This window comes from Nocardia sp. NPDC005746 (genome assembly GCF_040630785.1).
In the GTDB taxonomy this organism is placed as follows: domain Bacteria; phylum Actinomycetota; class Actinomycetes; order Mycobacteriales; family Mycobacteriaceae; genus Nocardia.
The window spans coordinates 17375-44342 of the sequence record NZ_JBEXYE010000025.1 but is presented as its reverse complement, the minus strand read 5'-3'; the positions used below and the strand labels follow the sequence as shown (position 1 = coordinate 44342).

The 26968-nt window shown below is 69.7% G+C and carries 27 protein-coding genes; 20 read left to right on the top strand and 7 right to left on the bottom strand.

The genetic code is table 11. The annotated features are described in order from the left end of the window. Nucleotides 1-97: 97 nt before the first annotated feature. The 5 genes from ABZ412_RS32090 to ABZ412_RS32070 all read left to right on the top strand — a co-directional run bounded on the left by ABZ412_RS32090 (nucleotide 98) and on the right by ABZ412_RS32070 (nucleotide 6109). Nucleotides 98-1609, top strand: a complete 1512-nt coding sequence (locus ABZ412_RS32090) for a protein kinase (RefSeq protein WP_357287799.1) — start codon at nucleotides 98-100, stop codon at nucleotides 1607-1609. Nucleotides 1610-1756: 147 nt separating this feature from the next. After that, nucleotides 1757-3022 (top strand): cytochrome P450, encoded by a 1266-nt coding sequence (locus ABZ412_RS32085; protein ID WP_357287796.1) that lies wholly within the window; start codon nucleotides 1757-1759, stop codon nucleotides 3020-3022. Between the two features lie 12 nt (nucleotides 3023-3034). Then, complete coding sequence (locus tag ABZ412_RS32080; protein WP_357287793.1) at nucleotides 3035-4264, top strand: cytochrome P450; 1230 nt, start codon at nucleotides 3035-3037, stop codon at nucleotides 4262-4264. Between the two features lie 171 nt (nucleotides 4265-4435). Beyond that, nucleotides 4436-4843 (top strand): hypothetical protein, encoded by a 408-nt coding sequence (locus tag ABZ412_RS32075; protein WP_357287791.1) that lies wholly within the window; start codon nucleotides 4436-4438, stop codon nucleotides 4841-4843. Nucleotides 4844-5056: 213 nt separating this feature from the next. After that, entirely contained in the window at nucleotides 5057-6109 is a 1053-nt protein-coding gene (locus tag ABZ412_RS32070) for an alpha/beta hydrolase family protein (RefSeq protein ID WP_357287788.1), read from the top strand. A gap of 4 nt (nucleotides 6110-6113) precedes the next feature. Here ABZ412_RS32070 and ABZ412_RS32065 read toward each other — a convergent pair whose 3' ends face one another. Further along, nucleotides 6114-6638 carry a helix-turn-helix transcriptional regulator gene (locus tag ABZ412_RS32065; protein ID WP_357287785.1) on the bottom strand — a complete coding sequence of 175 codons (525 nt, stop codon included), beginning with the start codon at nucleotides 6636-6638 and terminating at the stop codon, nucleotides 6114-6116. Between the two features lie 117 nt (nucleotides 6639-6755). Here ABZ412_RS32065 and ABZ412_RS32060 point away from each other — a divergent pair, with 117 nt between their 5' ends. Then, the gene (locus tag ABZ412_RS32060) at nucleotides 6756-8060 is read left to right on the top strand and encodes a carotenoid oxygenase family protein (RefSeq protein WP_357287783.1); all 1305 of its coding nucleotides are present in this window, start codon (nucleotides 6756-6758) and stop codon (nucleotides 8058-8060) included. A gap of 29 nt (nucleotides 8061-8089) precedes the next feature. Here ABZ412_RS32060 and ABZ412_RS32055 read toward each other — a convergent pair whose 3' ends face one another. From ABZ412_RS32055 to ABZ412_RS32045, 3 genes are all read right to left on the bottom strand, one after another. Further along, complete coding sequence (locus tag ABZ412_RS32055) at nucleotides 8090-9625, bottom strand: hypothetical protein (RefSeq protein WP_357287780.1); 1536 nt, start codon at nucleotides 9623-9625, stop codon at nucleotides 8090-8092. Next, nucleotides 9625-10251 (bottom strand): hypothetical protein, encoded by a 627-nt coding sequence (locus ABZ412_RS32050; RefSeq protein ID WP_357287778.1) that lies wholly within the window; start codon nucleotides 10249-10251, stop codon nucleotides 9625-9627. Before ABZ412_RS32050 ends, ABZ412_RS32055 begins: the two co-directional genes overlap by 1 nt. A gap of 181 nt (nucleotides 10252-10432) precedes the next feature. Continuing rightward, a complete protein-coding gene (locus tag ABZ412_RS32045) occupies nucleotides 10433-11149 on the bottom strand; it encodes a hypothetical protein (protein ID WP_357287776.1) in 717 nt (238 codons plus the stop codon). A 213-nt stretch (nucleotides 11150-11362) separates the two neighbouring features. On the opposite strand from ABZ412_RS32045, the gene ABZ412_RS32040 reads away from it, so the two are divergent. The 14 genes from ABZ412_RS32040 (at nucleotide 11363) to ABZ412_RS31975 (ending at nucleotide 24781) form a co-directional block, all read left to right on the top strand. Next, complete coding sequence (locus ABZ412_RS32040; protein WP_357287773.1) at nucleotides 11363-12589, top strand: ATP-grasp domain-containing protein; 1227 nt, start codon at nucleotides 11363-11365, stop codon at nucleotides 12587-12589. Beyond that, a complete protein-coding gene (locus ABZ412_RS32035; RefSeq protein WP_357287771.1) occupies nucleotides 12586-13440 on the top strand; it encodes a hypothetical protein in 855 nt (284 codons plus the stop codon). The genes ABZ412_RS32040 and ABZ412_RS32035 overlap by 4 nt, the downstream gene beginning before the upstream one ends. Beyond that, nucleotides 13428-14489, top strand: a complete 1062-nt coding sequence (locus tag ABZ412_RS32030) for a pyridoxal-phosphate dependent enzyme (RefSeq protein ID WP_357287768.1) — start codon at nucleotides 13428-13430, stop codon at nucleotides 14487-14489. The genes ABZ412_RS32035 and ABZ412_RS32030 overlap by 13 nt, the downstream gene beginning before the upstream one ends. Continuing rightward, the gene (locus ABZ412_RS32025) at nucleotides 14486-15529 is read left to right on the top strand and encodes an enolase C-terminal domain-like protein (RefSeq protein ID WP_357287765.1); all 1044 of its coding nucleotides are present in this window, start codon (nucleotides 14486-14488) and stop codon (nucleotides 15527-15529) included. The genes ABZ412_RS32030 and ABZ412_RS32025 overlap by 4 nt, the downstream gene beginning before the upstream one ends. Beyond that, nucleotides 15526-16845, top strand: a complete 1320-nt coding sequence (locus ABZ412_RS32020; protein ID WP_357287763.1) for an MFS transporter — start codon at nucleotides 15526-15528, stop codon at nucleotides 16843-16845. Before ABZ412_RS32025 ends, ABZ412_RS32020 begins: the two co-directional genes overlap by 4 nt. Next, complete coding sequence (locus ABZ412_RS32015) at nucleotides 16842-17687, top strand: class I SAM-dependent methyltransferase (protein WP_357287760.1); 846 nt, start codon at nucleotides 16842-16844, stop codon at nucleotides 17685-17687. Before ABZ412_RS32020 ends, ABZ412_RS32015 begins: the two co-directional genes overlap by 4 nt. Further along, complete coding sequence (locus tag ABZ412_RS32010) at nucleotides 17684-18673, top strand: hypothetical protein (protein WP_357287757.1); 990 nt, start codon at nucleotides 17684-17686, stop codon at nucleotides 18671-18673. The genes ABZ412_RS32015 and ABZ412_RS32010 overlap by 4 nt, the downstream gene beginning before the upstream one ends. Next, nucleotides 18670-19518: an ABC transporter ATP-binding protein gene (locus ABZ412_RS32005; protein WP_357287755.1), complete on the top strand. Its 849-nt coding sequence runs from the start codon at nucleotides 18670-18672 to the stop codon at nucleotides 19516-19518. Before ABZ412_RS32010 ends, ABZ412_RS32005 begins: the two co-directional genes overlap by 4 nt. Then, entirely contained in the window at nucleotides 19515-20600 is a 1086-nt protein-coding gene (locus ABZ412_RS32000; RefSeq protein WP_357287752.1) for an iron ABC transporter permease, read from the top strand. The genes ABZ412_RS32005 and ABZ412_RS32000 overlap by 4 nt, the downstream gene beginning before the upstream one ends. A 25-nt stretch (nucleotides 20601-20625) precedes the next feature. Beyond that, nucleotides 20626-21597 (top strand): ABC transporter substrate-binding protein, encoded by a 972-nt coding sequence (locus ABZ412_RS31995; protein ID WP_357287749.1) that lies wholly within the window; start codon nucleotides 20626-20628, stop codon nucleotides 21595-21597. Further along, on the top strand, nucleotides 21594-22163 hold the full coding sequence (locus ABZ412_RS31990) for a GNAT family N-acetyltransferase (RefSeq protein WP_357287747.1): 570 nt from the start codon (nucleotides 21594-21596) through the stop codon (nucleotides 22161-22163). The genes ABZ412_RS31995 and ABZ412_RS31990 overlap by 4 nt, the downstream gene beginning before the upstream one ends. A 133-nt stretch (nucleotides 22164-22296) precedes the next feature. Continuing rightward, complete coding sequence (locus ABZ412_RS31985; protein WP_357287744.1) at nucleotides 22297-22608, top strand: hypothetical protein; 312 nt, start codon at nucleotides 22297-22299, stop codon at nucleotides 22606-22608. A gap of 119 nt (nucleotides 22609-22727) precedes the next feature. Continuing rightward, a complete protein-coding gene (locus ABZ412_RS31980) occupies nucleotides 22728-24359 on the top strand; it encodes an ABC-F family ATP-binding cassette domain-containing protein (RefSeq protein ID WP_357287741.1) in 1632 nt (543 codons plus the stop codon). Between the two features lie 173 nt (nucleotides 24360-24532). Then, nucleotides 24533-24781 (top strand): helix-turn-helix domain-containing protein, encoded by a 249-nt coding sequence (locus tag ABZ412_RS31975; protein WP_357082573.1) that lies wholly within the window; start codon nucleotides 24533-24535, stop codon nucleotides 24779-24781. 93 nt (nucleotides 24782-24874) lie between these two features. On the opposite strand, the gene ABZ412_RS31970 is transcribed toward ABZ412_RS31975, so the two are convergent. The 3 genes from ABZ412_RS31970 to ABZ412_RS31960 form a co-directional block, all read right to left on the bottom strand. After that, on the bottom strand, nucleotides 24875-25834 hold the full coding sequence (locus tag ABZ412_RS31970; protein WP_357287738.1) for a hypothetical protein: 960 nt from the start codon (nucleotides 25832-25834) through the stop codon (nucleotides 24875-24877). 12 nt (nucleotides 25835-25846) lie between these two features. Next, on the bottom strand, nucleotides 25847-26308 hold the full coding sequence (locus tag ABZ412_RS31965) for a hypothetical protein (protein WP_357287736.1): 462 nt from the start codon (nucleotides 26306-26308) through the stop codon (nucleotides 25847-25849). 192 nt (nucleotides 26309-26500) lie between these two features. Then, complete coding sequence (locus ABZ412_RS31960; RefSeq protein ID WP_357287733.1) at nucleotides 26501-26917, bottom strand: acyl-CoA thioesterase; 417 nt, start codon at nucleotides 26915-26917, stop codon at nucleotides 26501-26503. Nucleotides 26918-26968 lie beyond the last annotated feature (51 nt).

Below are 26968 nucleotides of genomic sequence, written 5' to 3'. Positions count from 1 at the left end.
GGCGCGCCCGCGCCCCGCCGCATCCGATCCGAACCGTTCCTCCCGCCGCCGATCGGTCCCGGTATTGTCTGCGGTGCAGGTGAATCGGGAGGATTGTTTGGCTGAGCAGCTCCGGCCGGGAGTGACCTTCGCCGGGTATCGGGTCGAGCGGCTCCTAGGCGTCGGCGGAATGGGTGAGGTGTACCTGGCCCACGACCGGGACCTGCCCCGATTCGTCGCCTTGAAGCTGCTCAACGTGGTGGCGGGGGACAGTGCCGAGACCCGGCAGCGATTCCTGCGCGAGGCCAATATCATTGCCCGGCTCGCCCATCCGAACATCGTCACCATCTACGCGCGCGGCGAGGAACAAGGGCGGCTGTGGCTGGCCATGGCCTACGTCGACGGCTCGGACCTGGAGGCCGAACTGCTGGCCGGCCCCCTGGAACCGCGCCGCGCCGCCGCCATCACCGCCGACGTGGCGCGCGCCCTCGACTACGCCCACGACGCCGGCGTGCTGCACCGCGACGTCAAACCCGCCAATATCCTGCTCACCGCGCAACCGCGAGAATGGGCGCTGCTCACCGACTTCGGCATCGCCGAGTCCAATCACGAGGTCCGCGGCATCACCGGGCGCGGCGAGGTGGTCGCGAGCTTCCAGTACACCGCGCCGGAACGCTTCAACGACGAGGCCCGCGTCGACCGCCGCGCCGACGTGTACTCACTGGGCTGCACGCTGTTCGAAATGCTCACCGGCACACCCCCGTACGCCGACACCGACCTACCCCGGCTGATCTACCGGCACGTCAAGGCCCCCGTGCCCGCGCCGCACGCGCTCAACCCGGCCCTGCCCGCCGCCCTGGACCCGATCCTGGCGCGCGCCATGGCGAAGAATCCCCGCCACCGCTACGCGACCTGCGCCGAACTGTCCGCGGCGGTGAGCGGCGTGCTCACCGAATCACGGTCGGCGCCGGCGGTTCCGCCGCCCAGGGCGAAGAACCCGCGCGACAAGAACCGGCACGCCGCCGTGCCGGAGTCGGAGCCCTGGGCGCGGTCGCGCACCCTGCTGGTGGTGCTCGCGGTCGTCGTGGCGGTGGGCGCCACGGCCGCCGCGGTCGGTTTGCTCTCGGCTCTGATGGAACCGAGTCCGAAGGATTCGTCCGCGCCCACGACCAGCCCGCGCACCTCGGCCCCCGCCCGCACGAGCACGGCCGCGGTGGCCACATCGGTCAGCCCGTCCGCCGCCGCGGCCGCCGACGGCTGCCAGACCCGCCGCACCCCCGACAGTGTCACCGGCACCGATCCGGGTGGCATCGCCAGCGGCCCCGACGCGATCCTGGCCTTCCAGTACGCCTATTACGTGCTCCGCTCCGGCTCGGTGGCAAGCCAATTCGTCGCGGGCGACGCCTCGAATGTGGCCAACCCGGCGACCATTCAGACCGGCATCGATTCGCTGCCGGTCGGCACCCGCTACTGCGTGCAGGTCGGCCGCATGACCCCCGGCGACGACGAGCACTGGGCGGTCAAGGTCATGCAGCAGCGGCCCGGGGAACTGCCGGACGCGTTCACCCAGACGGTCACCACCCGCACCGTCAGCGGCCGCACCCTGATCACCTCGATCGTCGAGGAATAGCGGCCCGGCCGAGGAGTCTCGGCGGCCGTTGGTGTTTCACAAAATCGGTAGGTGTGCTGCGGGGCTGCTAGTCTGCGATGCGGTGGCCCGATCGGGATGGCTCGGTGGGGCGCGGTGAAAGTTGTTCGTCGATAGGGAGTTTCGGTCGTGGACACGACAGGGTCGCGAGGCGGGTTCGCGGGGGTGCAGGGATGTCCGGTTCGCGGCGGAGCGGGTGTCGCGCCCGAGGAGCTCAGGATTCTGCTGGGCACACCGGAATTCGCGGCCGATCCGCACGCCGCCTACCGGGAGATGCGGCGACGCCACGGCTCCATGGTGCCCATCGAACTGTCCCCGGGTGTTCCGGCCACCCTGGTCGTGAACTATCGGACCGCCCTGCGAATCCTCAACGATCCGGAGCACTTTCCGGCCGACCCGCGCGTCTGGCAGGAGACCATCCCCGAGGACTCGCCGATTCGGCCCATGATGCAGTGGTACCCGAACGCGCTGCGTAACGCCGGCGCCGAGCATCTGCGTTATCGGCAGGCCTACTCCGCCGCCATCGACGGAATCGACTTGCACGCGGTGCATTCCACCGTCGTGGAGATCGCGGGCCCGCTGATCGCGGGGATCGCCGCCGAGGGCGGCGCCGACCTGGTGTCGAGTTACGCGCTGCCGCTGGTGTTCGAGGTGCTCAACCAGGTGGTGGGCTGCTCGGCCGATATCGGGCAGCGGGTGGCCACCGGCATGGCCGCGCTGTTCGACACCGTCAATGCCGCGTGGGGCATGCAGACCCTGGCCGAGGCGCTCATGGAGCTGATCGCGCTGCGTCGCGCCGAGCCCGGCGACGACGTCACCTCCCGCATGGCGCACCACCCGGCCGCGCTCAACGACGAGGAGATGCTGTACCAGCTGGTCAGCTTCTACGGCGCGGGTCTCGAGCCGATGCAGAATCTGATCGCCAACACACTGCTGCTCATGCTCACCGACGACCGCTTCGGCGGGGACATGCTGGGCGGCAGCCTCTCCACCCGCGACGCCCTCGACGAGGTCCTCTTCAACGACCCGCCGATGGCCAACTTCTCGATCAGCTACCCGCGTCAGCCGGTGCTCATCGACACCACCTGGCTGCCCGCCCACCAGCCGGTCCTGATCAGCCTCGCGGCCTGCAACAACGATCCCGAGATCGCGGGCGGCGACCGCACCGGGAACCGCTCGCACCTGGCCTGGGGCGCGGGCCCCCACGCCTGCCCCGCCCGCTCGGTGGCGTATCTGGTCGCCCAGACCGCGATCGACGAGCTGCTCGACGCGCTGCCCGACATCGTGCTGGCCGTCGGCAAAGACGAGATCTCCTGGCGTCCCGGCCCGTTCCACCGCGCCATGGTGGCACTGCCGGTCGAATTCCCGATCAGTCCCGCGCTGCGCGCGGTGTAGAAGGAGCTTTTCATGTCCCAGAGCCCGATCGTGCTGGATGTCACCGGCACCGATATCCAGGGCGAATCCGCCCGGATTCGCGAGCGAGGCCCGGTCGCGCTGGTCGAGCTGCCCGGCGGCGTCCAGGCGTGGTCGGTGACCGACCAGGAGGTGCTCAAGAGCCTGCTCGCCGACGAGCGCGTCTCCAAGGACCCGCGTCAGCACTGGGCGGCGTTCCGCAATGGCGAGATCACCGAGGCCTGGCCGCTGCTGCCCTGGGTCGCGGTGGAGAACATGTTCACCGCCTACGGCGCCGACCACCGCCGCCTGCGCAAGCTGGTCTCCCCGGCCTTCACCCACCGCCGCACCACCGCCATGCGCGAGCGCATCGAGGCCATCGTCGCCGAACTGCTCGACGAACTCGCCGAGCTCCCGGCCGGTTCGACCGCGGACTTGCGCTCGCTCTACGCCTACCCGGTCCCGATCCGCGTGATCAGCGGGCTCATGGGGGTGCCCGAGCACCTCGACGCCGCCATCCACAAGTGCGTGGACGGCTTCTTCGACGGGTCGCTGACCGCCGAGGAGGCCATGGCCAACTTCATGGAGATGTACGAGCGGGTCGGCGAGCTGGTCGCCTACCGCCGCGAGCACCCGGGCGACGACATCACCACCGCCATGATCGCCTCCCGCGACGAGGACGGCTCGCAGCTGGCCGACAAGGAACTCGTCGAGACGCTGATGCTGGTCATCAACGCGGGCCACGAGACCACGGTCAACCTGCTCGGCCAGGCCATCGTCGCGCTGCTGTCGCATCCGGAGCAGCTGGCCGCCGTCGTCGGTGAGCGGGCTTCCTGGAACGACGTCATCGAGGAGACCCTGCGCTACCAGGCGCCGGTCGCCCACCTGCCGCTGCGCTACGCGGTGGAGGACATCGAGGTCGGCGGCGTCGTGATCCCCAAGGGCGAGGCCATCCTCGCCTCCTACGCCGGGGCCAGCCGCGACCCGAAGATCCACGGCGAGACCGCGGACCAGTTCGACATCCAGCGCGACACCAAGGAGCAGCACGTCGCCTTCGGCCACGGCGCCCACCACTGCCTCGGCGCGCCGCTGGCCCGCCTGGAAGCCGCGATCGCGCTCCCGGCGCTGTTCGCGCGTTTCCCCAACCTCCGGCTGGCCACGCCCGCAACGGAATTGACCCCGATCGGCAGCTTCATCTCCAACGGCCACACCAGCCTGCCGGTGGTGCTGAACCCGGGCGAGTGACCCGCCGCTGATCGACCATCGCATCGCCCCGGTGACTTGCCGGGCGGTGCGATTCTCCCGGGAGCGGGGACCCGCGCGCTGGACCATGGAGACGCCCGGCCATACTGGCTGGGCGTCTTTTCCGAGTGTGTTCAGTGATTCAGGTCCCTCACCCAGGAGGCATGAATATCCATGGTCACCATCCGGAATCGGTACCGCTCCGCCCTGTCCGTCTCCGCGTTCGCGGCGCTGGGCGTGAGCCTGGTCTGTACCGCCGCCCCCGCTCTCGCCGCCAATTCGATCGCGGTCACCTCCGCCGCCGCGACCTCGATCGGGATCGACTACACCTGTGAGTCGTCAGCGGGGGTAGACAGCATTCAAGCCATGGTCGGCGATCCCAATGCCGACCGCCCGGCCGCCACGGGCACGCAGACGACGTTCAGTTGTGACGGGTCCCAGCACACGGCCACCGTGGCGCTCAGCCCGGCCGCGGGGGAGCCGGCCCTGGAAAAGGGTGCGCCCGTACAGGTTCGGGTAGCGCTGGTCGACCAGAGCCAGACCGTCGTCTCCGGCACGGCGAAACTACTGACTCTCGGGTAACCCGCCGAGTTCACTCGCGTCTCGGCAGCCGGTGCGCAAGCTGTTCGCTGCGTGCAACGATCCGGCAACCTGCCGTTCGATGGCGTGTGCCAGACTGTCCGCCGCGTGCCCGATGCGCAGTTTGTCGGGCCGTGGGCGGCTGCTGCCGCCGGAGAACATCCCCGCCCGGATTCGAACCCGGCGCGGCATGCGAGAACCAGGAAAACCCCGGACGTGCGATTCCGCTCGATCATGTGCAGTGCGGCGGTCATGGCGGCGACGGGATTGCTCGCGCTGACCTCGACGCCCTTCGATCTCGCGGCCAATGCCGAACCCGACGTGCTGCCCTTCTCGACCGGTAGTGGCGGGGAGGGCGCGCCGGACGGTTCGAGGATCGTGGCAACCCGCGTGATCGACGATCGGCACCTGCAGTTCACCGTGCATTCCGCGGCCATGAACATGGACTTCCCGGTGGACGTGCAGCGCCCGGCCGACACCTCCGTGCCGCGGCCGGTGCTCTACATGCTCAGCGGCGGCAGCGGCGGCAAGGGCGCGGCGTCGTGGGATCAGCGCACCAACGCCTTCGACTTCCTGGCCGACAAGAACGTGAACGTCGTGCAGCCGATCGGCGGCGCGGCGTCGTACTACACCGACTGGCGGCACCCGGATCCTCGGCTGGGCGTCATGAAGTGGACGACCTACCTCACCGAGGAACTGCCCCCGCTCATCGACGCCGCGCTCGGGACGAACGGCCTGAACGGGCTGGTGGGCGTGTCGATGTCCGGCACGTCGGTGCTGCAATTGCCGATCGTCAAACCCGGGCTGTACCGCTCGGTGGCGGCCTACAGTGGCTGCGCGCGGATCGCCGATCCGATCGGGGAGGCGTTCGTGCGGATCACGGTCGCCTTCGGTGGCGGCGACGCCATCAATATGTACGGGCCGTCGGGGGACCCGCAGTGGGCGGCCAACGATCCCTACCTGCACGCCGAGGGCCTGCGGGGCCTGGACCTGTACCTGTCCAGCGGCAACGGCATGCCGGGACCGCACGACAAGGTCCTGGACAAGCACTTCGCCGGGGCCGGGGACAATCTCGCGAACCAGATCCTGGTGGGCGGCATCCTCGAGGCGGCCACCGATCAGTGCACCCGCGCCATGGGCGACCGGCTCGAGGAGCTCGGCATCCCCGCCACCGTGAAACTGCACCCGTACGGCACCCACTCGTGGGGGTACTGGGACGACGAGCTGCCCGCGTCCTGGCCGGTGCTGGCGCACGGGCTCGGCCTGTAGCGGCTCAATCCTGTTCGGGCGGTAGGTTTTCCAGTGCCCAGCGGGCCCACTCGGCCTTCAGGGCGTTGGCGCGCGCCCCGTACTCCAGGGCCAGATGGCCGTAGCGGGACAGGTCGCGTTCGTTCCAGTCGATGCCCTGTTCGAGTTCGCGCAGGTTCGCGTGCTCGCGTTCGGCCCGCTCGGCGATATCGGTCAGATACGCGCGGGCCAGCGTGGGCGGGATGACGCCGAGGAAGAAGATCCGCAACAGCGTCTCATCGCGGTGCACCTCCTTCGGCGTCGTGGTGGTGAGCCAGGTGCGCAGATCCCCGAGCCCGGCGGCGGTGATCGTGTACTCCTTACGGCCGCGCGGGCCCTCATCGGTGACGGCGATGAGCTCGGCGTCGGCGAGTTTGGTGAGTTCGGTGTACATCTGGCTCTGCGTCGCGGGCCAGACATTGGCCAGCGACAGCTTGAAGGTTCGCAGCAGGTCGTAGCCGCTGGCGGGACCGTCCGACAGCAATCCGAGCAGGGCGTACCGGAGACTCATGGAATCAGCTTACATTCCACTCTTGACATGTCGGAACTGGAGCCTCAAAGTTGGACATGTCAGAACTGGAATGTCGCAGCCGTGAGCACCCCGCTGCTCGGGCAGAAGGTATCGATCATGACTACTCCTCCTCATCTCTCGGGCAACTACGCACCGGTCCCCGACGAGATCACCGCCTTCGAATTGCCCTGCACCGGAACGATTCCCGAGGACCTCAACGGCTGGTTCGTGCGTAACGGGCCCAACCCGCACGACGCCGCCTCCCCGCACTGGTTCTTCGGCGACGGCATGGTGCACGGCGTACGTCTCGAGGGCGGCCGCGCGGTGTCCTACCGCAATCGGTGGGTGCGGACCACCCGGTTCACAGACGGCGCGCAGGGCATCGACGCGCAGGGCAACCGCGACTACGCCGCGGGCGCGGCCAACACCCACATCGTCCGGCACGCGGGCCGCAGCTTCGCCCTCGTCGAATCCTCGTTCCCCTACGAACTGACCAGCGAGCTGGACACCGTGGGCCCCTACGACTTCGACGGCAAGCTCACCACCGCCATGACCGCGCACCCCAAGACCTGCGCGGTCACCGGGGAACTGCACTTCTTCGGCTACGACTTCCGCGAGCCCTACCTGACCTACCATCGCGCCGACGCCGCGGGCAATCTCGAACTCAGCCGCGCCATCGACGTCCCGGCCGCCACCATGCACCACGACTTCGCCCTCACCGCGAAGCATGTGCTGTTCCTGGATCTGCCGGTGGTGTTCGACATGCAGACCGCGACGTCCGGCGGGTCCATGCCGTTCCGGTGGAGCGACGACTATCAGGCGCGCATCGGGGTGCTGCGCCGCGACGACCCGCACGGCCCGGTGCGCTGGTTCGACATCGAACCCTGCTACGTCTTCCACACCCTCAACGCCCACGATGACGCGGGCCGGATCGTGCTGTACGCCATGCGCTATCCGAGCATGTGGCGCGACACCTCACAGGGCTTCGACACCGGCGCGAACCTGTGGCGCTGGACCCTCGATCTCGCCACCGGGGCTGTCCACGAGGAACGGATCGACGACCGGATCGCCGAATTCCCGCGCATCGACGACCGATTGGCGGGGCTCGACGCCCGCTACGGCCACGCCTCGGTCTCCAGCGGCGGCACCGGCGCGCTGCTGCGCTACGACCTGCACACGGGGTCGAGCACCGTCCACGACTTCGGTCCCGGCCGAGTGCCCGCCGAAGCCGCGTTCGCGGCGGCCGACGAAACCCCCGGCGGGGCGGGCTATCTCATGACCTACGTCTACGACGCCGCGGAAAACAGCAGTGACCTGGTCATTCTCGATGCCGACGACCTCGGTGGAGAGCCGATCGGCACCATCCACCTGCCGCGCCGCGTGCCGCACGGGTTCCACGGGAACTGGCTGCCCGACCTCTGATTCCTCGGTCGGACAGCCGTTCTCCGCCGTCAGTGCGCGCGGGGGAGCGTCACCGCGAGGGCGTCGACGGCGAAGCCGGTCGTGGTGACGCGGACCGCCGTGTCGGTGAAACGGCGGTCGCCCAGGGTGGTCCGGACGAACTGGCGGACCGCTTCGGGTTGTTCGGCGAGCGTGGCCAGGGTGGCCGCGGGGACCTCGATGGCGCCGTCGAAACCCCGTGGCTGATCGGTGATTCCGGCGGCCTGCACGGTCTGGCGGAGTCCGTCGACGGTGTGCAGGATCAGATCCAGCCGACTGCCGTCGGCGAACTCCAGCCGCAACGGCGTGGGCGAGACCGCGAGATCGAAGTTCTCGATCCGCGCTCCCACACCAGACGGGGTCTGGCCCGCATAGGTGTAGGGGGATACGGGCACGCTGTCGTCGACCGCATGGTCCGCGGGTGTGTTGTCCAGGATCTTGCCCGCCAATGGCTGATCGGTGGGGACGAAGTCCCAGCGCTCGGCGGTCAGCGTCTTCACCCAGTACCCGGTGCGCCCGTCGGCGACGCCCTCCACGCGCAGTTCGCGTGCGGCCGAGCCGATCCCGGTCTTGTGCACCGAGACACGGTCGGTGATCTGCCCGGGGATCTTGGGCTGCGCGGTCCACTCGGGCGCGGGCAGCTGGATCGCGGCGTAGTGGTCGTCGATGCGCTCCGAGAGCATGTCGGGCGCTTCGGGGCGGCCGCGCTGGTCCTCGTAGGAGTAGCGGAAGAAGACCTTGTCCGCGCCGGAGATGTCGAAGTCGTACAGGCGCGTGTAGAGGTCGCCGAAACGGTTCACCACCAGGGTGGTCGAGCCGCTGGTGGAGATGCCGACCGCCCGGAAACGGCCGCCGGCCGGGGTGGACATCTCGTAGCTGTGGTCCAGCGGCAGCCACGGGTCCACGTAGTGGATGCGATGGCCGTCGTCGGTGAGCGCGTACACGTGCGACGCCTTGGCCCCGCCCACCGTATGGTCGTTGCCCGCGATATCGCGCCAGACGTGGTCCTCGTTGGGGGAGAGCACCGACCAGGTCCACGCCGTCGTGCCCGCCGGCAGGGTGTTGCCCGGACCGGTCCACAGCGGCGAGCCGTAACGGCTGGACCAGTTCCAGTCCTTGGGGGCGCTGAGAATACGGTCCATGGTGAAGAAGCGGCCGTCGACATCGATGGCCATCAGCTCGTCGTCGTCGGCCGAGACCCCGGCGACGCGTCCCGCCAGGCAGCCCGGCAGCGGCAGCGTGCGCCAACCGCCCTGCGCGGCGGCCGGTTTGACGTAGATCGCGCCGTCGCGCGTGGCGAAGGACCAGCGGCGATTGAACGTCTCCGCGGTGCCGCGCAGCAGGACCCGATCCGGCAGGGCGACGGTGGCGGCGGGGAACGCGTCCAGGCCTGCGGTGGTTTCGTCCGCACCCGGCTCGGGGGTTCCTACGGTGCCGAGGAGATTGCAGGCGGGGGCGGCGGTGGCCGCCTGCTGCGGCACGGCGAGGGTGAACGCGAGTCCGGCGGCGGCCGCGAGCACGCCGTGGCGCAGGGACAGATCGGTCATCACAGCCACCCGAGGGCGCCGAAGGTCGCGATGGCGAGCGCGTCGACGCCCAGGATCGCGCCGACGGCGATGGCCTTGGCCCGCACGGTCGGCAGGTCGTACACGAAGAAGCAGGCCGCGAAGAACGGCACGTAGCCGACCAGCCAGATCAGGAACGGGAAGCCCGCGTGCCACCAGGACCAGTCCCAGGTCAGCACGCCCATCTTGTTGAGCAGCACCTCGACCCCGACCGCGGCCGCGGAGTTCAGCGCGATCAGCACCGGCCGGTTGGGCAGCCCGAGAATGCGAGTCTCCTTGGGCGGCAGCATCTTCGCCGCGGCGATGCCCATGATGGCGAACATGAAGCAGATTTCGATGTTCAACCCGATGAGAATCTGATAGGCCGTGGGCCCGGACGCAGCCCACACCGGCGCCCGCCCGGTGCCGTGGAAGACCAGCGAGTTCCAGATCTCGTTGAACAGGTCCATGCCCCACAGCGCCAGGCCCGCGAACAGCACGTTCCAGTTCCGCCGCTCGACCTCGGTGGCGTAGATATAGATGACGACCAGCAACAGTGGAATCACGTACCACTTGAATTGGCTGCTGTCCCGCAATAGCTCGAGCGCCACACGCGCGTGATCGGTCACCGCTGAACCCTCCCTCACCAATTGAGCTCAGCGAGTGTGTTACAAATCACCGGCGAATGTCAACCTGTAAGCCGGATTCGCTTCGGCCGTGCGGGCGCTCGGGGTGAAGGGTCGCGGTGGGCGCGGAACGGACCGCGGTACAGGGAGTGTGGCCGCGATCCGCTCCGGTCGGGGACCCGCCTCAGCTCGCCGGCTTCGGCGCCGTCATCGCCTGGTTGATGGTGGTGAAGTACTGTGCCGCGGCGAGGACGGCGGCCGGTGCGGTCACGAAGATCTGCCCGGCGACGGTGCCGAGGAAGCCGACGGCCGCCGCGCCCACGAGGCAGCCCGCGACCGCGCCCGGCAACGCGCCGAACATTGCGGTGAGCGCACCGGTGAGGGTGGCTCCGGTGGCGCCGCCGATGAGGCAGCCGACGGCCGCTCCGCCGAGGCCGCCCACCAGGGTGCCGACGGTGGCGCCCATGCTGATGGTGCTGGTCATGCGGCTCCACGCGGCCTGTTCGCGTTCATAGGCGTTCTTCCAGGGCGCCTGATCCTCGAAGGGAAGTGCCACCGGCCGATATTCGGCGTGCCGCAGGTCGAACCGGGGGGTGAGGGTCGCGGTGCGGTCGTGGATGTCCGCGTCGATGGGGAAGACGAAATCGTCCACCCGGAACGACAATTCCGTGCCGCCCAGCGTGCTGCCGTCGGGGGCGACGATCGTGAAGACGCCCTTGTCGGACACGAGTGATCCGGCGGAGGTCCGGATGACCGTACTGGTCTCTCCGACGGTCGCGGTGTAGTCGATCGCGCCGGAGCCGTCGGTCGGGGCGGCGGTCGCGGTGGCCGCGCCGATGCTCGCGACGGTCATGAGCAGTGCCGCGGACAGGGCGGCGGGACGGGCAGGGGAATACCCCATGTGACTGACCTCGAGTTTTCTCATCAGGTGTGGTGTGGCACGCCGGGTTGTGGTGATCGGCCTCGGCTCGCATGCGTATCGGCTCGGCCCGGCGCTGGGAGAGATTACGGGTTTACAGAGATAATGACAATCATTATCGTTAAGGCCCCCGTCAATCAGTTCCGAGGAGGCCGAGTGGGACATCTGCTGATGATCGAGAGTTGGGTCGGGTCGATGAGTACCCTGCTGCCGCAAGCGATCCGGGAGCGCGGGGACCGGTTCAGCTTCCTGACCCGCGACCTGCGGCACTATGTGCGAGCAGCGCCGGGCGCCGGGCATCCGCTGCTCGGCGCCGCGAATATCGTGACGGCCGAGACGAACTCCGAGGCGGCACTGCTGCCGTGGGTGCGGCGGTTGCACGAGGTCCTGGAGTTCGACGGCGTGCTGTCCTCCTGCGACTACTACCTGCCGGCGGTCGCGGCGGTCGCGGCCGAGCTGGGCCTGCCGGGGCCGAGCCGCGAGGCCGTGGCGGCGGCATGTGACAAAGCCCGAACCCGCCGGATCTGCGGCGCCGCAGGCGTTCCCGGGCCGGAATTCGCCGTGGCGGCCACCGCCGCCGCAGCGCTGGAGGCCGCGGAGCGGATCGGCTACCCGGTGGTGGTGAAGCCCGTCGACCTGTGCGGCGGAATGTTCGTGCGTCGCGTGGACGACGCCGCGCAGCTACGCGCGGCCCTCGGCGAGATCGCCGGATTCCCGGTGAACGCGCGCGGACAGCAGCGCGCCGCCGAGGCGCTGGTGGAGCAGCACCTCGAGGGACCCGAATTCAGTGTGGAGACCGTCACTTTCGACGGGCACACCACGGTCGTCGGCATCACCGACAAGCAGCTCACCGGCGCGCCATGGTTCATCGAAGCCGGACATATGTTCCCGGCGCTGCTGGAACCCGCCGCGGAATCGGCCATCGCCGATGTCGCACGCGCCGCGATCGCCGCTCTGGGACTGGACAATACGGTCGCGCACGTCGAGATCAAGCTGACGGCGAGCGGCCCTCGGCTGGTGGAGGTGAATCCGCGGCCGGCGGGCAATCGCATCACCGAGCTGGTGCGCCGGGTGACCGGTATCGACCTGGCCGCGGTGTGCGCGGATCTGGCGCTGGGCCGGGCGCCGGATCTGACCACCGCGCCGATCGGTGTCGGCAGCGCGGCGATCGCCTTCCTGGTGCCGCGGGAATCCGGCGTCCTCGAAGGCGTTTCCGGTGCCGAGCACTGGGAGCTGGACACCCGCATCGTGGACTACGACCTGGCCGCGCCCGGTACCCGGGTGCGGTCCGCGCAGAACAACAACGGCTACCTCGCGCACGTGATGGTCGCCGAGGAGAAGGCCGGGGTGGCCGGGGAGTCGGCGCGTGCGCTGATCGACGCGCTGCGGGTCTCCTACGCCGAGGCCGCGGTGGCCCGGTGACCGACAGCCCCCTCGCCCGGCCGATCACCCTGGACGAGTTGATCTCCTCGGTCCGTGCCGGCCGCATCGGTCCCGAGCCGGCCACCGTGACGGTGGCCGCCGCCTTCCTCACCCTGCACAGCACCCGCCACGTCGGCCGGAACCAGCGGTACCGCAATGAGATTCTCAGTATCCGGGTCGGCGCCGCCGTGGGTTCGTGCGCCTTCGAACCCGGTGACGGGTCCGATCATGTGACCGCCGTCGGCGAGTGCGTCGGTGCGAGCATCGCCGACCTGCTGGACCATCCGCTGCCCGCCGTGCGGATCGCCGCGCTGGACGCCTATCTGATGCACGCCCATCCGCATCCCGATGCCGGAGGCGTGCGCGGTGAGTCGGTTGTCGTGGCGGGGGAGTCCTCGTTGGCGAAATCGCGGACCCGGGCCGCCGGGGTGGTCGATCTGCTGCCCCGGGGTGTGCGCAGGGTCCTGGTGGTCGGTGTGGTGAATTCCCTGCTGGCGCAGCTGCGCGGCCGAGGCATCGGCTACATCCCCTGCGACCTGGCGGGCGGCGTCACCGAATGGGGTGAGCCGGTGCGCACCTCGGCCGGCGCGATCGACGAACCCTACGATGCCTTGCTGTCCACCGGAATGTGCCTGAGCAATGCGAGTTTCGATGAACTGCTGACACGGGCCCGGGCACGCGATGTGCCGATGGTGATGTTCGCGCAGACCGGCAGCGCGGTGCTGCCGTGGTTCCTGGGCGGGCCCGGGCTGACCGCGGTCGCCGCGGAGCCGTACCCGTTCTTCTCGCTCGACGGTGGTCCGAGCACCCATTTCCACTATCGCGGCGGGGAGTTCGCATGCGGCGCCTAGCAACACCCGCACAGGCCGGCCTGTTGCACCTGATCGGCGGAACGCCGATGGCGTGGATACCGGCGGGCGACGCCGGCGTCGGGTACCGGGCCAAGCTGGAATCGGCCGGAATCGGTGGTATGAAGGCCCGCGCGGCGATCTCGCTGCTGTCCGGTGCGGTCGCGCGGGGCGAGTTGGCGCCTGGTGCGCCGGTGGTCGAATCCACCAGCGGCACCTTGGGTATGGGGCTGGCCTTGGCCGCCCGCGCGCTCGGGCATCCGGTCGTACTGGTCGTCGACGACGAGCTGGAACCGGATATGCGTGCCCTGTTCACCGCCTACGGCGTACGGCTCGAGGTGGTCGAACGCCCGCATGCCGTGGGCGGCTGGCAGCGGGCGCGCCTGGATCGGCTGACCGAGGTGCTCGCGGCCACGCCCGGCGCGTATTGGCCCGACCAGTACGACAATCCGGACAACGCCGCCGGGTACGCCGCCATGGCACAGGAGATCATCGACCAGGTCGAGACCGTCGATGTCCTGGTGGCGACGGTGGGTTCGGGCGGCCACTGCGCCGGACTCACCCGGGTCCTGCGACAGCGCTGGCCCGGATTGCGCGTGATCGGGGTGGACTCGGTCGGCTCGCGGATCTTCGGCCAGCCCGCCCGGCACCGGGTCATGCGGGGCCTCGGCAGCAGCATCCTGCCCCGCAATGTGGTCTATTCGGACTACGACGAGGTGCATTGGGTCGGCCCGGTCGAGGCCGTCGCCTCCTGCCGAGCCGTGGCGGCGCGTTCCTGCGTGGCGGGTGGATGGAGTACCGGCGCGGCCGCGCTGGTGGCCGGATGGGCCGCCCGGCGTGAACCCGGAGCACATGTCGTGACCGTCTTCCCGGACGGGCCGCACCGCTACCTGCGCACCATCTATGACGACGAATGGTGTGTCGCGCGTGGGCTGCTGGGCGTCGCCGCGACCGATCCGGTCGAGATCGCGGCACCGGACGCGGTCGAGGTCGAGGGCTGGGCGCGGTGCGGCGTGGTTCGCGACCCGGCCGGGGCGGGGGCGCCGGTATGAGACTCGATTCTCGAGTGTCCCGGCTGCGGCTGGCCGAGCCGCTGCGGATCTCGCGCGCCGCGATGAGTGAGCGCGATGCGGTGTGGGTAAGGCTCTCGCACAACGGGATTCACGGCAGCGGGGAGGTGGTGACGAGCCCGCGGCTCGGACTGGACGTCCCGGCCATCGAGCGGGCGCTGGCCGTGGCCGTGGAATGGATGGGGGACGACCCGCATCCCGGCCGCCTGTCGAAGCGGTTGCCCGAACTCCGAATCCGATTGCGCAACGCCTTGCCGGTGGCCGCCGCTGTCGATTCCGCCGTCCACGACTGGTTGGCCGTCGCGGCCGGGGTCCCGCTGTGCGAACTGCTCGGCATGCCCGCCTGGGACCGGGTGCCGACGGCCTACACGATCGGCATCGTGCCGGCCCCGGACGCGGGCCGTACGGCAGCGCGCCTGGTCCGCGCGGGGTTCACCACGATCAAGGTCAAGCTGGGAGCCGCCGATCCGGCCGACGATATCGCGCGGGTGGCGGCGATCCGGGCCGCCGCTCCCGCGGCCGCGCTGCTGCTGGATCCCAATGGCGCGTGGGACACCGACACCGCGGTCGCCGTGCTCGGCCGTCTCGCCGAGTTCGGGATCGCCGCGGTGGAGCAACCGGTTCCGGCCGGGGCTCCGGACGAGCTGGCGTTGGTCGCGAAGTCCGTGCCGATACCGGTCATCGCCGACGAAGACGCCGGCACCCGCGCCGATCTCGACGCGCTACCCGGCGGAATCGGCGGCATCAACATCAAACTCGCCGAATGCGGCGGACTGGACGCGGCGCTGTCGATGATCGACTGGGCGGGTCGGCGCGGGGTGGCCGTCATGCTCGGCTGCCAGGCGTCGACCTCGCTGAGCATCGCCGCCGCGGCGCATCTGAGCGGTGCCGCGCGCTGGGTCGACCTGGACGGGCATCTGCTCATCACCGGCGATCCCTGGCAGGGGCTCGGCGGGGCGGACGGGCTACTGCTGCGGCCCGCGGGCCCAGGGCTCGGCGTCCAACCCGGCGGTGAACGATGAACACCCTCAGGCTCTTCCGGTCGTTTCCGCTGTCGGTTCGGCTGCTGCTGGTGAACCAGCTGGCCGGCAACACCGGCTTCTACATGCTCATGCCGTTCCTCGCGGGCTACCTGCTCACCGACGTGCGCCTGTCGGCGGCGGTGGTGGGCGTGGTGCTCGGCGTGCGGAATCTGAGCCAGCAGGGCCTGTTCCTGGTAGGCGGCGCGATCTCCGACCGGCTCGGCGCCCGCGGCGTGATCATCGTCGGCGCGGCGATCCGGGCCGTCGGATTCGCACTGTTCGCCGCCGGTGGGTCATTGGCGGTGGTGCTGGCGGCCTCGGTGCTGACCGGATTCGCCGGTGCGCTCTTCAATCCGGCCGTGCGCGCCTATATCGCCCGCGACGGCGCCGACCGCGCCGCCACGGCGTTCGCACTGTTCAACGTGTTCGGCAATGTGGGTTCGGCGGTCGGGCCGCTGGCCGGAACGGTGCTGGTGGCCATGGGATTCCGGCTCACCGCCGCGGTGGCGGCCGGAATCTTCGTGCTGCTCACCATCGCGCAACTGGTGTTCCTGCCCGCGCGCCCGGTGCCGCCCGCTGACCACGGGGTGCTGCACGATCTGCGAAATCTGGTCTCCCACCGCGCCTTCTGGGCTTTCGCGGCCGCCTCGGCGGGCATGTTCGCGCTGCAGAGTCAGAGCTATTTCATCCTGACCCTGCAGGCGCGGCGGGTCGCCGGTCCGCACGCCACCGGGGCGGTGGCGGCGCTGTTCCTGGTCGACACCGCCGTGATCCTGCTGCTGCAAGTGCGGATCACCCAGCGTTTCGCACGGGGGGAACGCGGACCCGCGATGGCCGCGGGGATGGCCGTCATGGGCCTCGCGTTCGTGATTCCGCCGCTGGCCGCGCCGCTCATCGACGGGGGCGGCGGCGGTGTCGTGGCCACGTCGCTGCGCATGGTCCCGATTCTCGCCGCGGTCGTGGTCCTCACGGTAGGCGCGATGATCGTGCAGCCCTTCGTCAACGAACTCGTCGCCGCGTTCGGCGGCGCCCGCCTGACCGGGACCTATTTCGGTGCCTTCTATCTCGTGTCCGGCGTGTGCACCGTCTGCTTGACGGCGCTGGTCGGTGCGGCGGTGGACCGGGGCGGCGGTCCGCTGGCGTGGTGGCCCGCCGGGCTCTGCGCGGGCACCGGGCTGCTGGCCGCCGTCGCGGTGAGCGCGCTCCACCACGGTCGGCTCCTTCCCGTGGCCGACATCGAAAAACCCAGTGAAACAGCGGTCTCCGTCGCCACGGCGGCGACCGCTCCCGACACCGAAAGCCGAGACCCACGATGACCTGCCCGACCGAAGGCCCGGTGCTCGCCACCGAGAATCTGCTGACCGACAATCCGGCGCTGTACGAACGCACCTTCCCCGACAGCGGCCACCGCAACGCCCGGTTCGTCCACGATCTGGTCACCGAATTCGGCACGCCGCCCGACAGCACGGCGATGCGGCTGCTGGACGTCGGTTCCGGCACCGGCCGCGACGCCGCGCGGCTGGCCGAACTGGGCTATGTCGTGACGGCCGTCGACATTTCGCCCCGCATGGTCGCCTATGCCCGGGCGAAGTATCCCGGTATCGCGTTCGAGGTCGGCGATGCGCGCCGGTCCGGCACCCGCGAGCCGATGGACGTGGTCACCTGCCTGGGCAGCACGCTGTTGCACCTGCACTCGAGCGCCGATGTGGCCGCAGCGCTCACCGGATTCGCCGACTGCCTGCGGCCGGGCGGACTGCTCGTGCTCGAAATGCGCAGCGGCGCCTTCCTGCTCACCGATCGCGGCCGCCGCGAGCTGCTCGACGAGGTGTCCGTCCGCGAGATCGAGTGGGAGGGGGTCGCCTACACCTCTCGTACCGTGCTGTCGGTGGACCTGTCCGCGCAGCTGTTGCGGCGGCGGCGCGAATGGACCTGGGTGGGAGGCGAACCCGTGGTCCAGCACACGGCGTGGCGGCTGCTGTTCCCCGAGGAGCTCCGATACCTGTTGCACACCAGCGGATTCGACGTCCTGGCCATGTTCGACGAGCCGGGTCCGCTCACCGAACCCGCCTGGCCGGGCGACGGCACCCGATCCGCCGCCCTGACCGGTGACCGTCTCCATGTGATCGCCCGCCGGAGCGAGCAGACGGGCACGCGGTGAGCACATCGATGCGCACCGGGGTGGGCAGCGCGTTCGGCAGTTGTGGCGAACTGCTGCAAGGCGTGACCGCCGGCGACGATCGCGACTTCCTGGTGACGCTGCCGATCCGGCAGGGCTCGGTCGCGGTGTTCGAGCCCGGCACGGGCGACGGTGAGATCGAGACGGTGCCGCCGCACAAGAGCAAAGCGCGCCGGCTGGCCGAACTCATGCTCGAACGGTCGGGTCACCGACAGCCGGGACGTCTGACGATCATCAGCGAACTTCCCGAGGGCAAAGGGCTGGCCAGCTCCACGGCCGACCTGGTCGCGGCGGCTCGCGCGATCGCCGACGCACAGGGCCGCGGTATCGCCGCCGCCGAGATCGAGGACCTGCTGCGCGGCATCGAACCCTCCGACGGCGTCATGTATCCCGGGTCGGTCGCCTTCTATCACCGCGAGGTGCGGCTGCTCGCCCGGCTGCCCGCGCTGCCGCCACTGACCATCGTCCTCGCCGACGAGGGCGGACAGCTCGACACGGTCGACTTCAACCGCCGCGCCAAACCCTTCACCGCGGCCGACAAGCGGGAATACACCCGGCTGCTCGGCGGTCTCACCGAGGCGTTGGCCCGGCGCGACCACCACCGCATCGGCGAGATCGCCACCCGCAGCGCGCTGATGAACTCGGTGCTGCGCGAACGCCCGCACCTGGACCTGGCGTGCCGGGCCGCGCGCGGTATGGGGGCGCTCGGGGTGGTGATCGCCCACAGCGGCACCGCCACCGGCATCCTGCTGGCCGACGACGATCCGGACTACCCAGGAAAACTGGCTGAAGCCCACCGGATCTCGGCGGAATACGGAACGGCGGTCAGCGTGCATCGCACCTGGCGTCCGCGCCCGCCGGACTGGCCGGGATCGGCGGGCCCGCTGGTCACGATGCGACCGCGGGCCGAATCCCGGCCGAGCGCGGCGGCGGAGCATGGCCGCGGCGCGCGGGCGGTGGTCCGGTGATCAGCGCGACCGACATCCGCGTCGAATTCGGCGGCGCGGTGGTGTTGTCCGGTGTGGAACTCACCGCCGAAACCGGTTCCACCGTCGGACTGATCGGCCCCAACGGCTCCGGCAAATCCACCTTGCTGCGGGTGATCCACCGCGCGCTCCGCCCTCGCACCGGCACCGTGCTGGTCGACGAGACCTCGGTGGACGCACTGCGCGGGCGAGCGCTGGCCGAACGCCTCGCGGTCGTCACCCAGGAAGCGCCCGCCGAGACGCCGATCACGGTGGCGGACATGGTCCTGCTGGGTCGCTCGCCCTGGGCCGGTGCGGTGCGGGGCTACGCCCGGACCGATCATGTCGCCGCGGCCGCGGCCCTGCATCGCGTCGGTGCGAGGCACCTCGCCGACCGCCCGTTCACCGCGCTGTCCGGCGGCGAACGCCAGCGCGTGCTCATCGCCCGCGCCCTGGCCCAGCAAGCCGACCACCTGCTCCTCGACGAGCCCACCAACCACCTCGACATCCGATATCAGCACGAATTGCTCAGCCTGCTAGGAGAACTCGCGATCACCACGGTCATCGTCCTGCACGATCTCAATCTCGCCGCCCGCTACTGCGACCGGCTGGTCCTGCTCGATCGCGGCCGCGTCGCCGCAACCGGAACCGTCGACGAGGTGCTGACGCCCGAGCTCCTCGAACCCGTCTACGGCGTCAGCGTTCAGCGCTCGACCGCCTTCGATTCCCCGCAACTGCTGTTCGGCCCACGCCGGCCACAGCCCGAGGCCATCGATCGGACCGGCGACCTGTCCGGCTCACCGGCTGGACGATCGGGTGAGCGGGTGGAACAGGGAGTGTCGCAATGACACTGATCCCCATCGCCACGAGCGAGGACCCGCCCGACGATCTCGGGCACGCCCGGCGCAGATGGGTGTCGATCGCGTGGCTCACCGCACTGATGACCGTATTGCTGGCCGTGATCGTCTGCGCGTGCGGGATCGGCCCGGTCGCGGTGCCGCCGCTCACCGTCGCCCGCATTGTCGGCCATCACGTAGCCGGAGTCCCGGCGGCATCGGAGTGGACGGCGGCACAGGACGCCATCGTGTGGCGGGTGCGCGTACCGCGCGTGCTGCTGGGCGCCTTGGTCGGCGCCGGGCTGGCGGTCAGCGGAGCGGTGCTGCAGACCGTGGTGCGCAATGTGCTGGCCGATCCGCACATCCTCGGTGTCACGTCGGGGGCGTCCACCGGGGCGGCGCTGTCGCTGCTGTTCGGAGTCACCGCCGGGGCCGGGATGCTGTCCGGCAGTGCGTTTCTCGGAGCGCTCGCCGCGACCGTGCTGCTGTTCGCGGTGGCACGCAGTCATGGACAGCTGACCTCGCTGCGACTGCTGCTCGGCGGGGTGACCATCGGGTATGTCTTCTCGGCGGCGACCAGCTTCCTCATCTTCGCGTCGGACTCGCCGGAAGGCGCTCGCGCGGTGCTGTTCTGGCTGCTGGGTTCGCTCGGGTCCGCGGCCTGGCCCGCGGTCGCGACGACGACGGCCGCGGTGAGCGGGTGCGTGGTGGCGCTGTTTCTCATGGCCACGCGATTGGACGCGCTGGCCGTCGGCGACGACACCGCGCGCACCCTGGGCTTCGCGCCGACCCGGTGGCGGGTGGCCGCCCTCGCGGTGGTGTCGCTGTGCGTCGGGGCGGTGGTCGCGGTCGCCGGGGCCATCGGGTTCGTCGGACTGATCGTGCCGCACACCGCGCGACTGCTCGCCGGCGGTGGCCATCGCCGGCTGATCCCCGCGTCCGCCCTGCTGGGCGCGGTCTTCCTGGTGGTCGCCGATGTGGTGGCCCGAACCGCGTTCTCGCCCAGGGAATTACCGCTCGGCATCGTCACGGCGGTCGTCGGCGCACCCCTCCTGCTCGTTCTCATTCGCCGTTTTCGCAACCCCGTTGCCTGAACCACGACACAAGGATTCATCGATCATGACCGTCTCCAACACGCTCGCGCGTGTCCTGCCCGCTGCCGTTGTCGCGGTGCTCGCACTGACCGGCTGCGGCGCGACCGCGCCCGAGAACGCGCAGTCCGCCGACGGGGCCTTCCCGCTCACCATCTCCAGTTGCGGCCGGGACGTGCGATTCGACCGCACCCCCGCCCGGGTGGTCACCGTGGGATCGGTGGCCGCCCCGCTCATCGCCGCCGCCGGCGCCGCCGACCGCGTCGTGACCCGAACCTTCGAAACCGCGCCCTTCCCCGGGGAATACGCCGCCGCGCTCGGTCACGCCGAAATGATCACGCCCACCGCGGATCTCGCCCGCGAACAGATCATCGCGCGGAATCCGGACGTGGTGGTGAGCTTCGAAGGCGCGGCCGTCAAACCGGAGGACCTGGCCTCGGCGGGCATCCCGCTGCTGGTCACCCGCGGCTACTGCAAGAACGCCGCCGGCGCCTACGACGACATCTTCGCCGATATCGAGCTGTACGGAAAGCTGTTCGGGACCGCGAAGCAAGCCGGCGACACCGTCGCCGACCTGCGCCGCCGCGTCGCCGCGGTCGCGGATCAGCACCGGCCCGGCAGCCCGGCCCGCCCCGCCGCCGCACTCATCCTCTCCCGGGACGGCTCCACCCTCAGCGCGTACGGCGCCACCAGCACCGTGCACACGCAAATGGGCACGCTGGGGCTCGAGAACATCTTCGGTGACGTGGCCAAACGCAATTTCGAGGCCAATACCGAGACCCTGATCGCCCGAAATCCCGACGTGATCATCCTGCTCACCCAAGGCGACCAAACCCCAGACTCGGTCCGGCGTGCCCTCCGTGACCGGCTGGAACTGGCCTCGCTCGACGCGATCCGCCACGACCGCGTCATCGCCGTCCCGTTCGGCTACACCGGCCCCGGCCCGGTCGCCGTCGAGGGCCTCGAGGTGCTGTCCGCCAAGCTCGGCGCCCTCCGATGAGCGACTACACCCTCCGCGCGGCACTGCCGCAGGATCTCCCCGGCGCCCGCAGCGTCATGCTCGACACCTTCTACCACGACCTCGGATACGGCTACCTGCCCGAGCATCACGACGATGTCGTCGACCCGGCCCGCGCCTACCTCTGCCATCCCCGCCAGCGCCTCTGGGTGGCGGTGCTCGGCGCGGAGGTGGTCGCCACCACCGCGATCCGGGCCAGGGGACCGCGCACGCCGCCGCATCCGGCGTGGCTGGCCGCACGCTACCCCGACCACAGCACGGCCCAGCTGTTCCGGGTCTACGTCCGGCCCGAGCACCGCCGCCACGGGCTGGCCACCGCATTGGTCGTGCGGGCGGTCGAGTTCGTACGCCGGACACCCGCGTATCAGCGGTTGTATCTGCACACCGACGCTAGCGTGCCCGGTGCGCTGGAATTCTGGAAATCACTCGGGACGGTCGTGCACGACGACCGCCAACCCGGGCGACGCTTCCAGACCGTGCACCTGGAGATCCCGTTGAATGAGTCAGAAGGCGGGATGGTCAGCGGCCGATCGGGCGGCGCGGAGTGAGCCCGCGGTCTCGTGAACCTCTCTCGTCACTTCAGCCCCGCCAGTGAGTGACGAATCACCGACGAAGGCCAACCTGTCATCCTGGTCGCGTCGGGGCGGCGGATGGCAGCGTCGGGGCGTAGGGTGCGACCGCATGGCAGCAGTCCCGTTCCGTCCGCTCCGCGAACTGGCGTTCGTTCTCGCTGCGGCCGTGGCGATTCCGATGCTCGCGACCCTCGCGTTCTCCGCCATCGGGCACCCCGAATGCGCCAGCATCCCGGAAGATGTGGGCCCGTGCGGCTACTGGGCTCGGGTGGCCTACTACGGGCCGTTCATCATGGTGTGGGGTGTGATCTTCTGCGGGGGATTCGGAGCAACGCTGTGGCTGATCGCGGTCGCGGCCCGCGGCGTCTTCCTGGCGGCCCGTCGCCGCCGTGAGCGCATCCGCGCAGGCCAGCACGCCTGACCATGCCCCTGACCTCGGGGTCCCGCCCGCTTGGGATAAAATCGGTGGTTCTTGTGTGTCGACGCGACGCACAATCGATCAGTTAACCATCGGCATCCGCTGCACCCGAGGAGACGCTTGTGATCACCGCGACCGACCTGGAGGTCCGGGCCGGAGTCCGCACCCTGCTGACGGCGCCGGGCTCGGCGCTGCGGGTGCAGGCCGGTGACCGGATCGGGCTGGTGGGCCGCAACGGTGCCGGCAAGACCACCACACTGCGCATTCTCGCCGGTGAAGGTGAACCCTACGCGGGCAAGGTCATTCGTTCGGGAGAACTGGGATATTTGCCCCAGGATCCGCGCGAGGGCAACCTCGACATGCTCGCCAAGGACCGGGTGCTCTCGGCGCGCGGCCTCGACACCCTGCTGCGGGAGATGGAGAAGCAGCAGGCGCTGATGGCCGAGGTCGCCGACGAGAAGGAACGCGACAAGGCGATCCGCAAGTACGGCCGCCTCGAGGAGCGTTTCTCGGCCCTGGGCGGTTACGTCGCCGAGAGCGAAGCCGCCCGCATCTGCCACAGCCTCGCCCTGCCCGACCGGGTGCTGAACCAGCAGCTGCGGACTCTCTCCGGTGGTCAGCGTCGTCGAATCGAGTTGGCGCGCATCCTGTTCAGCGCCTCCGACGGCAGCGGCGGCAAGTCCGACACCACGCTGCTGCTCGACGAGCCCACCAACCACCTCGACGCCGACTCCATCAACTGGCTGCGCGGGTTCCTGCAGAACCACGACGGCGGCCTCATCGTCATCTCCCACGATGTCGAACTGCTCGGCGACGTGGTGAACAAGGTGTGGTTCCTCGACGCCGTGCGCGGCGAGGCCGACATCTACAACATGGGCTGGAAGAAGTACCTCGACGCCCGCGCCACCGACGAACAGCGCCGCGTGCGCGAGCGCGCCAATGCCGAGAAGAAGGCCTCCGCGCTCAAGCAGCAGGCCGCCAAGCTCGGCGCCAAGGCGACGAAAGCCGCTGCGGCGCACCAGATGGTCAAGCGCGCCGAGCGCATGCTCAACGAGGTCGACGACATCCGCGTGGCCGACAAGGTGGCGCGGATCAAGTTCCCCGAGCCGGCCCCTTGCGGTAAGACGCCGCTGATGGCCACCAACCTGACCAAGCTGTACGGGTCCCTCGAGATCTTCACCGGGGTGAACCTGGCCATCGACAAGGGCAGCCGGGTGGTCATCCTGGGCCTCAACGGCGCCGGTAAGACCACCATGCTGCGGCTGCTCGCGGGCGTGGAGACCCTGACCGCGGGCCAGATCGACCCCGGTCGCGGCCTCAAAATCGGATATTTCGCCCAGGAACACGACACCCTGGACGACCAGGCCACGGTCTGGGAGAACATCCGTCACGCCGCCCCCGACGCGGGCGAGCAGGACCTGCGCGGTCTGCTGGGCGCGTTCATGTTCTCCGGGCCGCAGCTCGAGCAGCCCGCGGGCACGCTCTCCGGTGGTGAGAAGACCCGTCTCGCCCTGGCCGGTCTGGTGTCCTCGGCGGCGAATGTCCTTCTGCTGGACGAACCTACGAACAACCTCGACCCGGTCTCGCGTGAGCAGGTGCTCGACGCGCTGCGCAGTTACGCGGGCGCGGTGGTACTGGTGACCCACGACCCGGGCGCGGCCGAGGCGCTCAACCCCGAGCGTGTCATCATGCTGCCCGACGGCACCGAGGACCACTGGTCGCAGGATTACCTGGAACTGATCCAGCTGGCCTGAGCGCGCGCGTTCCGGGCCCGGAGAAACCGCCGTCCGCGCCCGGAAACTCGCTTCCCGCACCGAAAAACGCGTGTTCGCCAAAACTCGGTGATTCACATCACACCGTTTCGTTGATCACAGGCATCCGAGTCTCTACCCTGGAATAAGGCGCCCACGGCGACTCGGAGGAAGCCATGAGTGACAGGCCCGCACAGGGTAAAGCCGTATTGGGTAAAGGCACGCGCGTCACCGGGAAATCCCGCGATCGCTTGCAATCCCAGCTCAAGAAGCAGTACGAGGCCGGGGCCAGTATCCGGTCCCTAGCCAGGGAAACCGGGCGGTCGTACGGCTTCATTCACAACGTGCTCGTGGAGTCGCATGTGCAACTCCGCAGCCGGGGCGGTGCCAACCGCCGCAAGGCCGGCAAGCCCGTCAGCAAGTAGCGTCCCGTTCCGGGAACACGATCGCGGGGACTCGGCCGGTGAATGCCGGTCGGGGACTTGCGATCTCGCTCCGCTCGCGATGGCGTGCGGCCGCTACAGGGTCACGGTCCCGTCGCCGAGCACCAGCAGGTTCGCCAGGCTCCGGAAAATCGGCAGACCGGTCTTGATCTCGAGATAGGCGAACTGCCCCTGGGGATTCACCTCCAGGAAGTAGAACTCGCCATCGAGCCCCACTCGCAGGTCCAGCACGCCGAAAGCCAGTCCCAGCGCACCCATCAGCGTGGTCAGCGACTTGCTCACCGAGGCGGGCAGGCGATCGGCGGTGAACGCCACCGAGGTGTCCAGGCGCGAATCCACCCGTCCCACACCGGATTGCGAGTCGATGCGCACCACCCACTCGATGCCGTCCACCCACACGATGCGCAGGTCGCTCTCGGCCTGGATGTAGTCCTGGAAGATGGTGGGGGAGTTGCGGATCGTGGCGAGCCGGTCGAAATCGGCCGGGGTGAACAGGCGGGTCTCGGTGAACGCCCCGCGCCCGGTGCCGGTGCGCTTGTAAACCACTGGCCCGGGCCGGGATTCGATGAAGGCGCGCGCCTCGTCGGGATCATTGGTGACGAGGGTTTCCGGAATCGTGAATCCGGCCCGGGCGGCGGTCTCCAACTGCACGATCTTGCGTCCCGCGGTGCGGTCGGCCCCGGGGTCGTTGACCCACAGGGCCGGGATCGACCACAGCAGCCCCTGCAGGAAGCCGTCGCACTCCGCGCGGCGGTAGTCGTCGTCCTCGGCGCTCAGCCCGCCCGGCACCAGGGTGGGGTGCGGGCGCCGCCACCACACCGAGGTGACGTCGTCGAGTCCGAAAATGTGCGACAGGCTGCGGTAGGAGCCGTCCGCGCCGAGCCGGAAAGTGCCGTTCTCGCGCGGGAAGTCACGCATGTCGAGACGAATCGGATTATGCCCATGAAATTTGCGCAGCGTAGCGGCGAGGGCGTCGCCGTGGAGATCCTCGGCCTCGGTGACAATGAGGACCGAGCCCGTGGTGCGGGCGGCCATGCGTGGCCCCCGTCAGTCGAGGCTGTCGCAGGCGATGCCGTCGTCGCTGCCGTTGTGCGACCGGGTCTGGCAGCAGGTCATGGTGGCCCCGCCGACCCCAGGCCCCGCCGTCAGATCCAGTCCGCGGGCCCAGATCTCGGTCTGCCGGCGCAGCTCGTCGTCACCGCGCGCGGGACTCTGCTCCGGCGCCAGCGTCAGCGGACGATCGGTGACCTCGACGCGACGGCGCTGGGTGAAATCGGCAGTGGCGCCGGACCGTACCCGCACCAGGACCGGACGGCCCTCGCAACCGCTCTGCGCACTCGCAGCGTCCCACCGGGCGATGTCGAGCACATCCGCGCGATCCAGGGTCCAGGTGCCGTCGCCGACGCGCACGCTGATACTTCGCTCGGTGGCTGCGACAAGGTAGCCGGGTAGCGGTCGCGAGGTGGTGGCGAGGGTCGCCGATCCCGTTCGGTGCAGGGCGCCGGTCATGCGGAACTCCGATCTGCTCGGGATTTGCTGCGGGGCCGAGCGTGATCTGAATCATATCCCGCGACGGGTCGAATTCGGTCCGCATCGACAGATTTCAGCCTCCTCGGCAAACTCCGCCGGGGTTTCGGAAATCGCTCCCGCCGAAAGATTTTCGCTGAACAATCGGGGTGGGTGCGGACGGGCGTCGCGGGACTAGAGGCCCAGGGCGTCGGGCGAGTCGGCTACGGCCCGCAGTGCCGCACCGGGATCCGCAACCAGTTTGCGGGCCGCGAGGTCGAGAATGCCGGACACGGCGTCGATCTCCGCGGACACGGTGCCGTCGAGTTTCACAATGCGCTGGCGCATCCGGAAGATCTTGCCGCCGGTGAATTCGAACTCGCAGCTCACAGTCACCTCGTCGCCGAGATGCAGTTCCCGCTGGTACTTGATGGTCTGTTCCAGCACGACCGGGCCGATGCCCGCGGTCACCATCTTGTCCCCGGCGATGCCCGCGGCCTTCAGCAGCTCCCAGCGCGCGTGCTCGGCGTACTGGAGGTAGACCGCCTGATTGAGATGCCCGTTGATATCGAGCTCATAGCCGCGCACGGTGATGGGAACAGAGAATGCCATGCAAGGTCCAACCCGCGACGACCCGATGATCATTCCGCGTTTCGGGTGGCC

Excerpts from the sequence above, each read along its gene's own strand:
- ABZ412_RS32080 (WP_357287793.1), top strand. The coding sequence starts at position 3,035 with ATGTCCCAGAGCCCGATCGTGCTGGATGTCACCGGCACCGATATCCAG.
- ABZ412_RS32075 (WP_357287791.1), top strand. The coding sequence starts at position 4,436 with ATGGTCACCATCCGGAATCGGTACCGCTCCGCCCTGTCCGTCTCCGCG.
- ABZ412_RS32065 (WP_357287785.1), bottom strand. The coding sequence starts at position 6,638 with ATGAGTCTCCGGTACGCCCTGCTCGGATTGCTGTCGGACGGTCCCGCC.
- ABZ412_RS32060 (WP_357287783.1), top strand. The coding sequence starts at position 6,756 with ATGACTACTCCTCCTCATCTCTCGGGCAACTACGCACCGGTCCCCGAC.
- ABZ412_RS32055 (WP_357287780.1), bottom strand. The coding sequence starts at position 9,625 with ATGACCGATCTGTCCCTGCGCCACGGCGTGCTCGCGGCCGCCGCCGGA.
- ABZ412_RS32045 (WP_357287776.1), bottom strand. The coding sequence starts at position 11,149 with ATGGGGTATTCCCCTGCCCGTCCCGCCGCCCTGTCCGCGGCACTGCTC.
- ABZ412_RS32040 (WP_357287773.1), top strand. The coding sequence starts at position 11,363 with ATGAGTACCCTGCTGCCGCAAGCGATCCGGGAGCGCGGGGACCGGTTC.
- ABZ412_RS32030 (WP_357287768.1), top strand. The coding sequence starts at position 13,428 with ATGCGGCGCCTAGCAACACCCGCACAGGCCGGCCTGTTGCACCTGATC.
- ABZ412_RS32025 (WP_357287765.1), top strand. The coding sequence starts at position 14,486 with ATGAGACTCGATTCTCGAGTGTCCCGGCTGCGGCTGGCCGAGCCGCTG.
- ABZ412_RS32020 (WP_357287763.1), top strand. The coding sequence starts at position 15,526 with ATGAACACCCTCAGGCTCTTCCGGTCGTTTCCGCTGTCGGTTCGGCTG.
- ABZ412_RS32015 (WP_357287760.1), top strand. The coding sequence starts at position 16,842 with ATGACCTGCCCGACCGAAGGCCCGGTGCTCGCCACCGAGAATCTGCTG.
- ABZ412_RS32000 (WP_357287752.1), top strand. The coding sequence starts at position 19,515 with ATGACACTGATCCCCATCGCCACGAGCGAGGACCCGCCCGACGATCTC.
- ABZ412_RS31995 (WP_357287749.1), top strand. The coding sequence starts at position 20,626 with ATGACCGTCTCCAACACGCTCGCGCGTGTCCTGCCCGCTGCCGTTGTC.
- ABZ412_RS31990 (WP_357287747.1), top strand. The coding sequence starts at position 21,594 with ATGAGCGACTACACCCTCCGCGCGGCACTGCCGCAGGATCTCCCCGGC.
- ABZ412_RS31985 (WP_357287744.1), top strand. The coding sequence starts at position 22,297 with ATGGCAGCAGTCCCGTTCCGTCCGCTCCGCGAACTGGCGTTCGTTCTC.
- ABZ412_RS31975 (WP_357082573.1), top strand. The coding sequence starts at position 24,533 with ATGAGTGACAGGCCCGCACAGGGTAAAGCCGTATTGGGTAAAGGCACG.
- ABZ412_RS31970 (WP_357287738.1), bottom strand. The coding sequence starts at position 25,834 with ATGGCCGCCCGCACCACGGGCTCGGTCCTCATTGTCACCGAGGCCGAG.
- ABZ412_RS31965 (WP_357287736.1), bottom strand. The coding sequence starts at position 26,308 with ATGACCGGCGCCCTGCACCGAACGGGATCGGCGACCCTCGCCACCACC.
- ABZ412_RS31960 (WP_357287733.1), bottom strand. The coding sequence starts at position 26,917 with ATGGCATTCTCTGTTCCCATCACCGTGCGCGGCTATGAGCTCGATATC.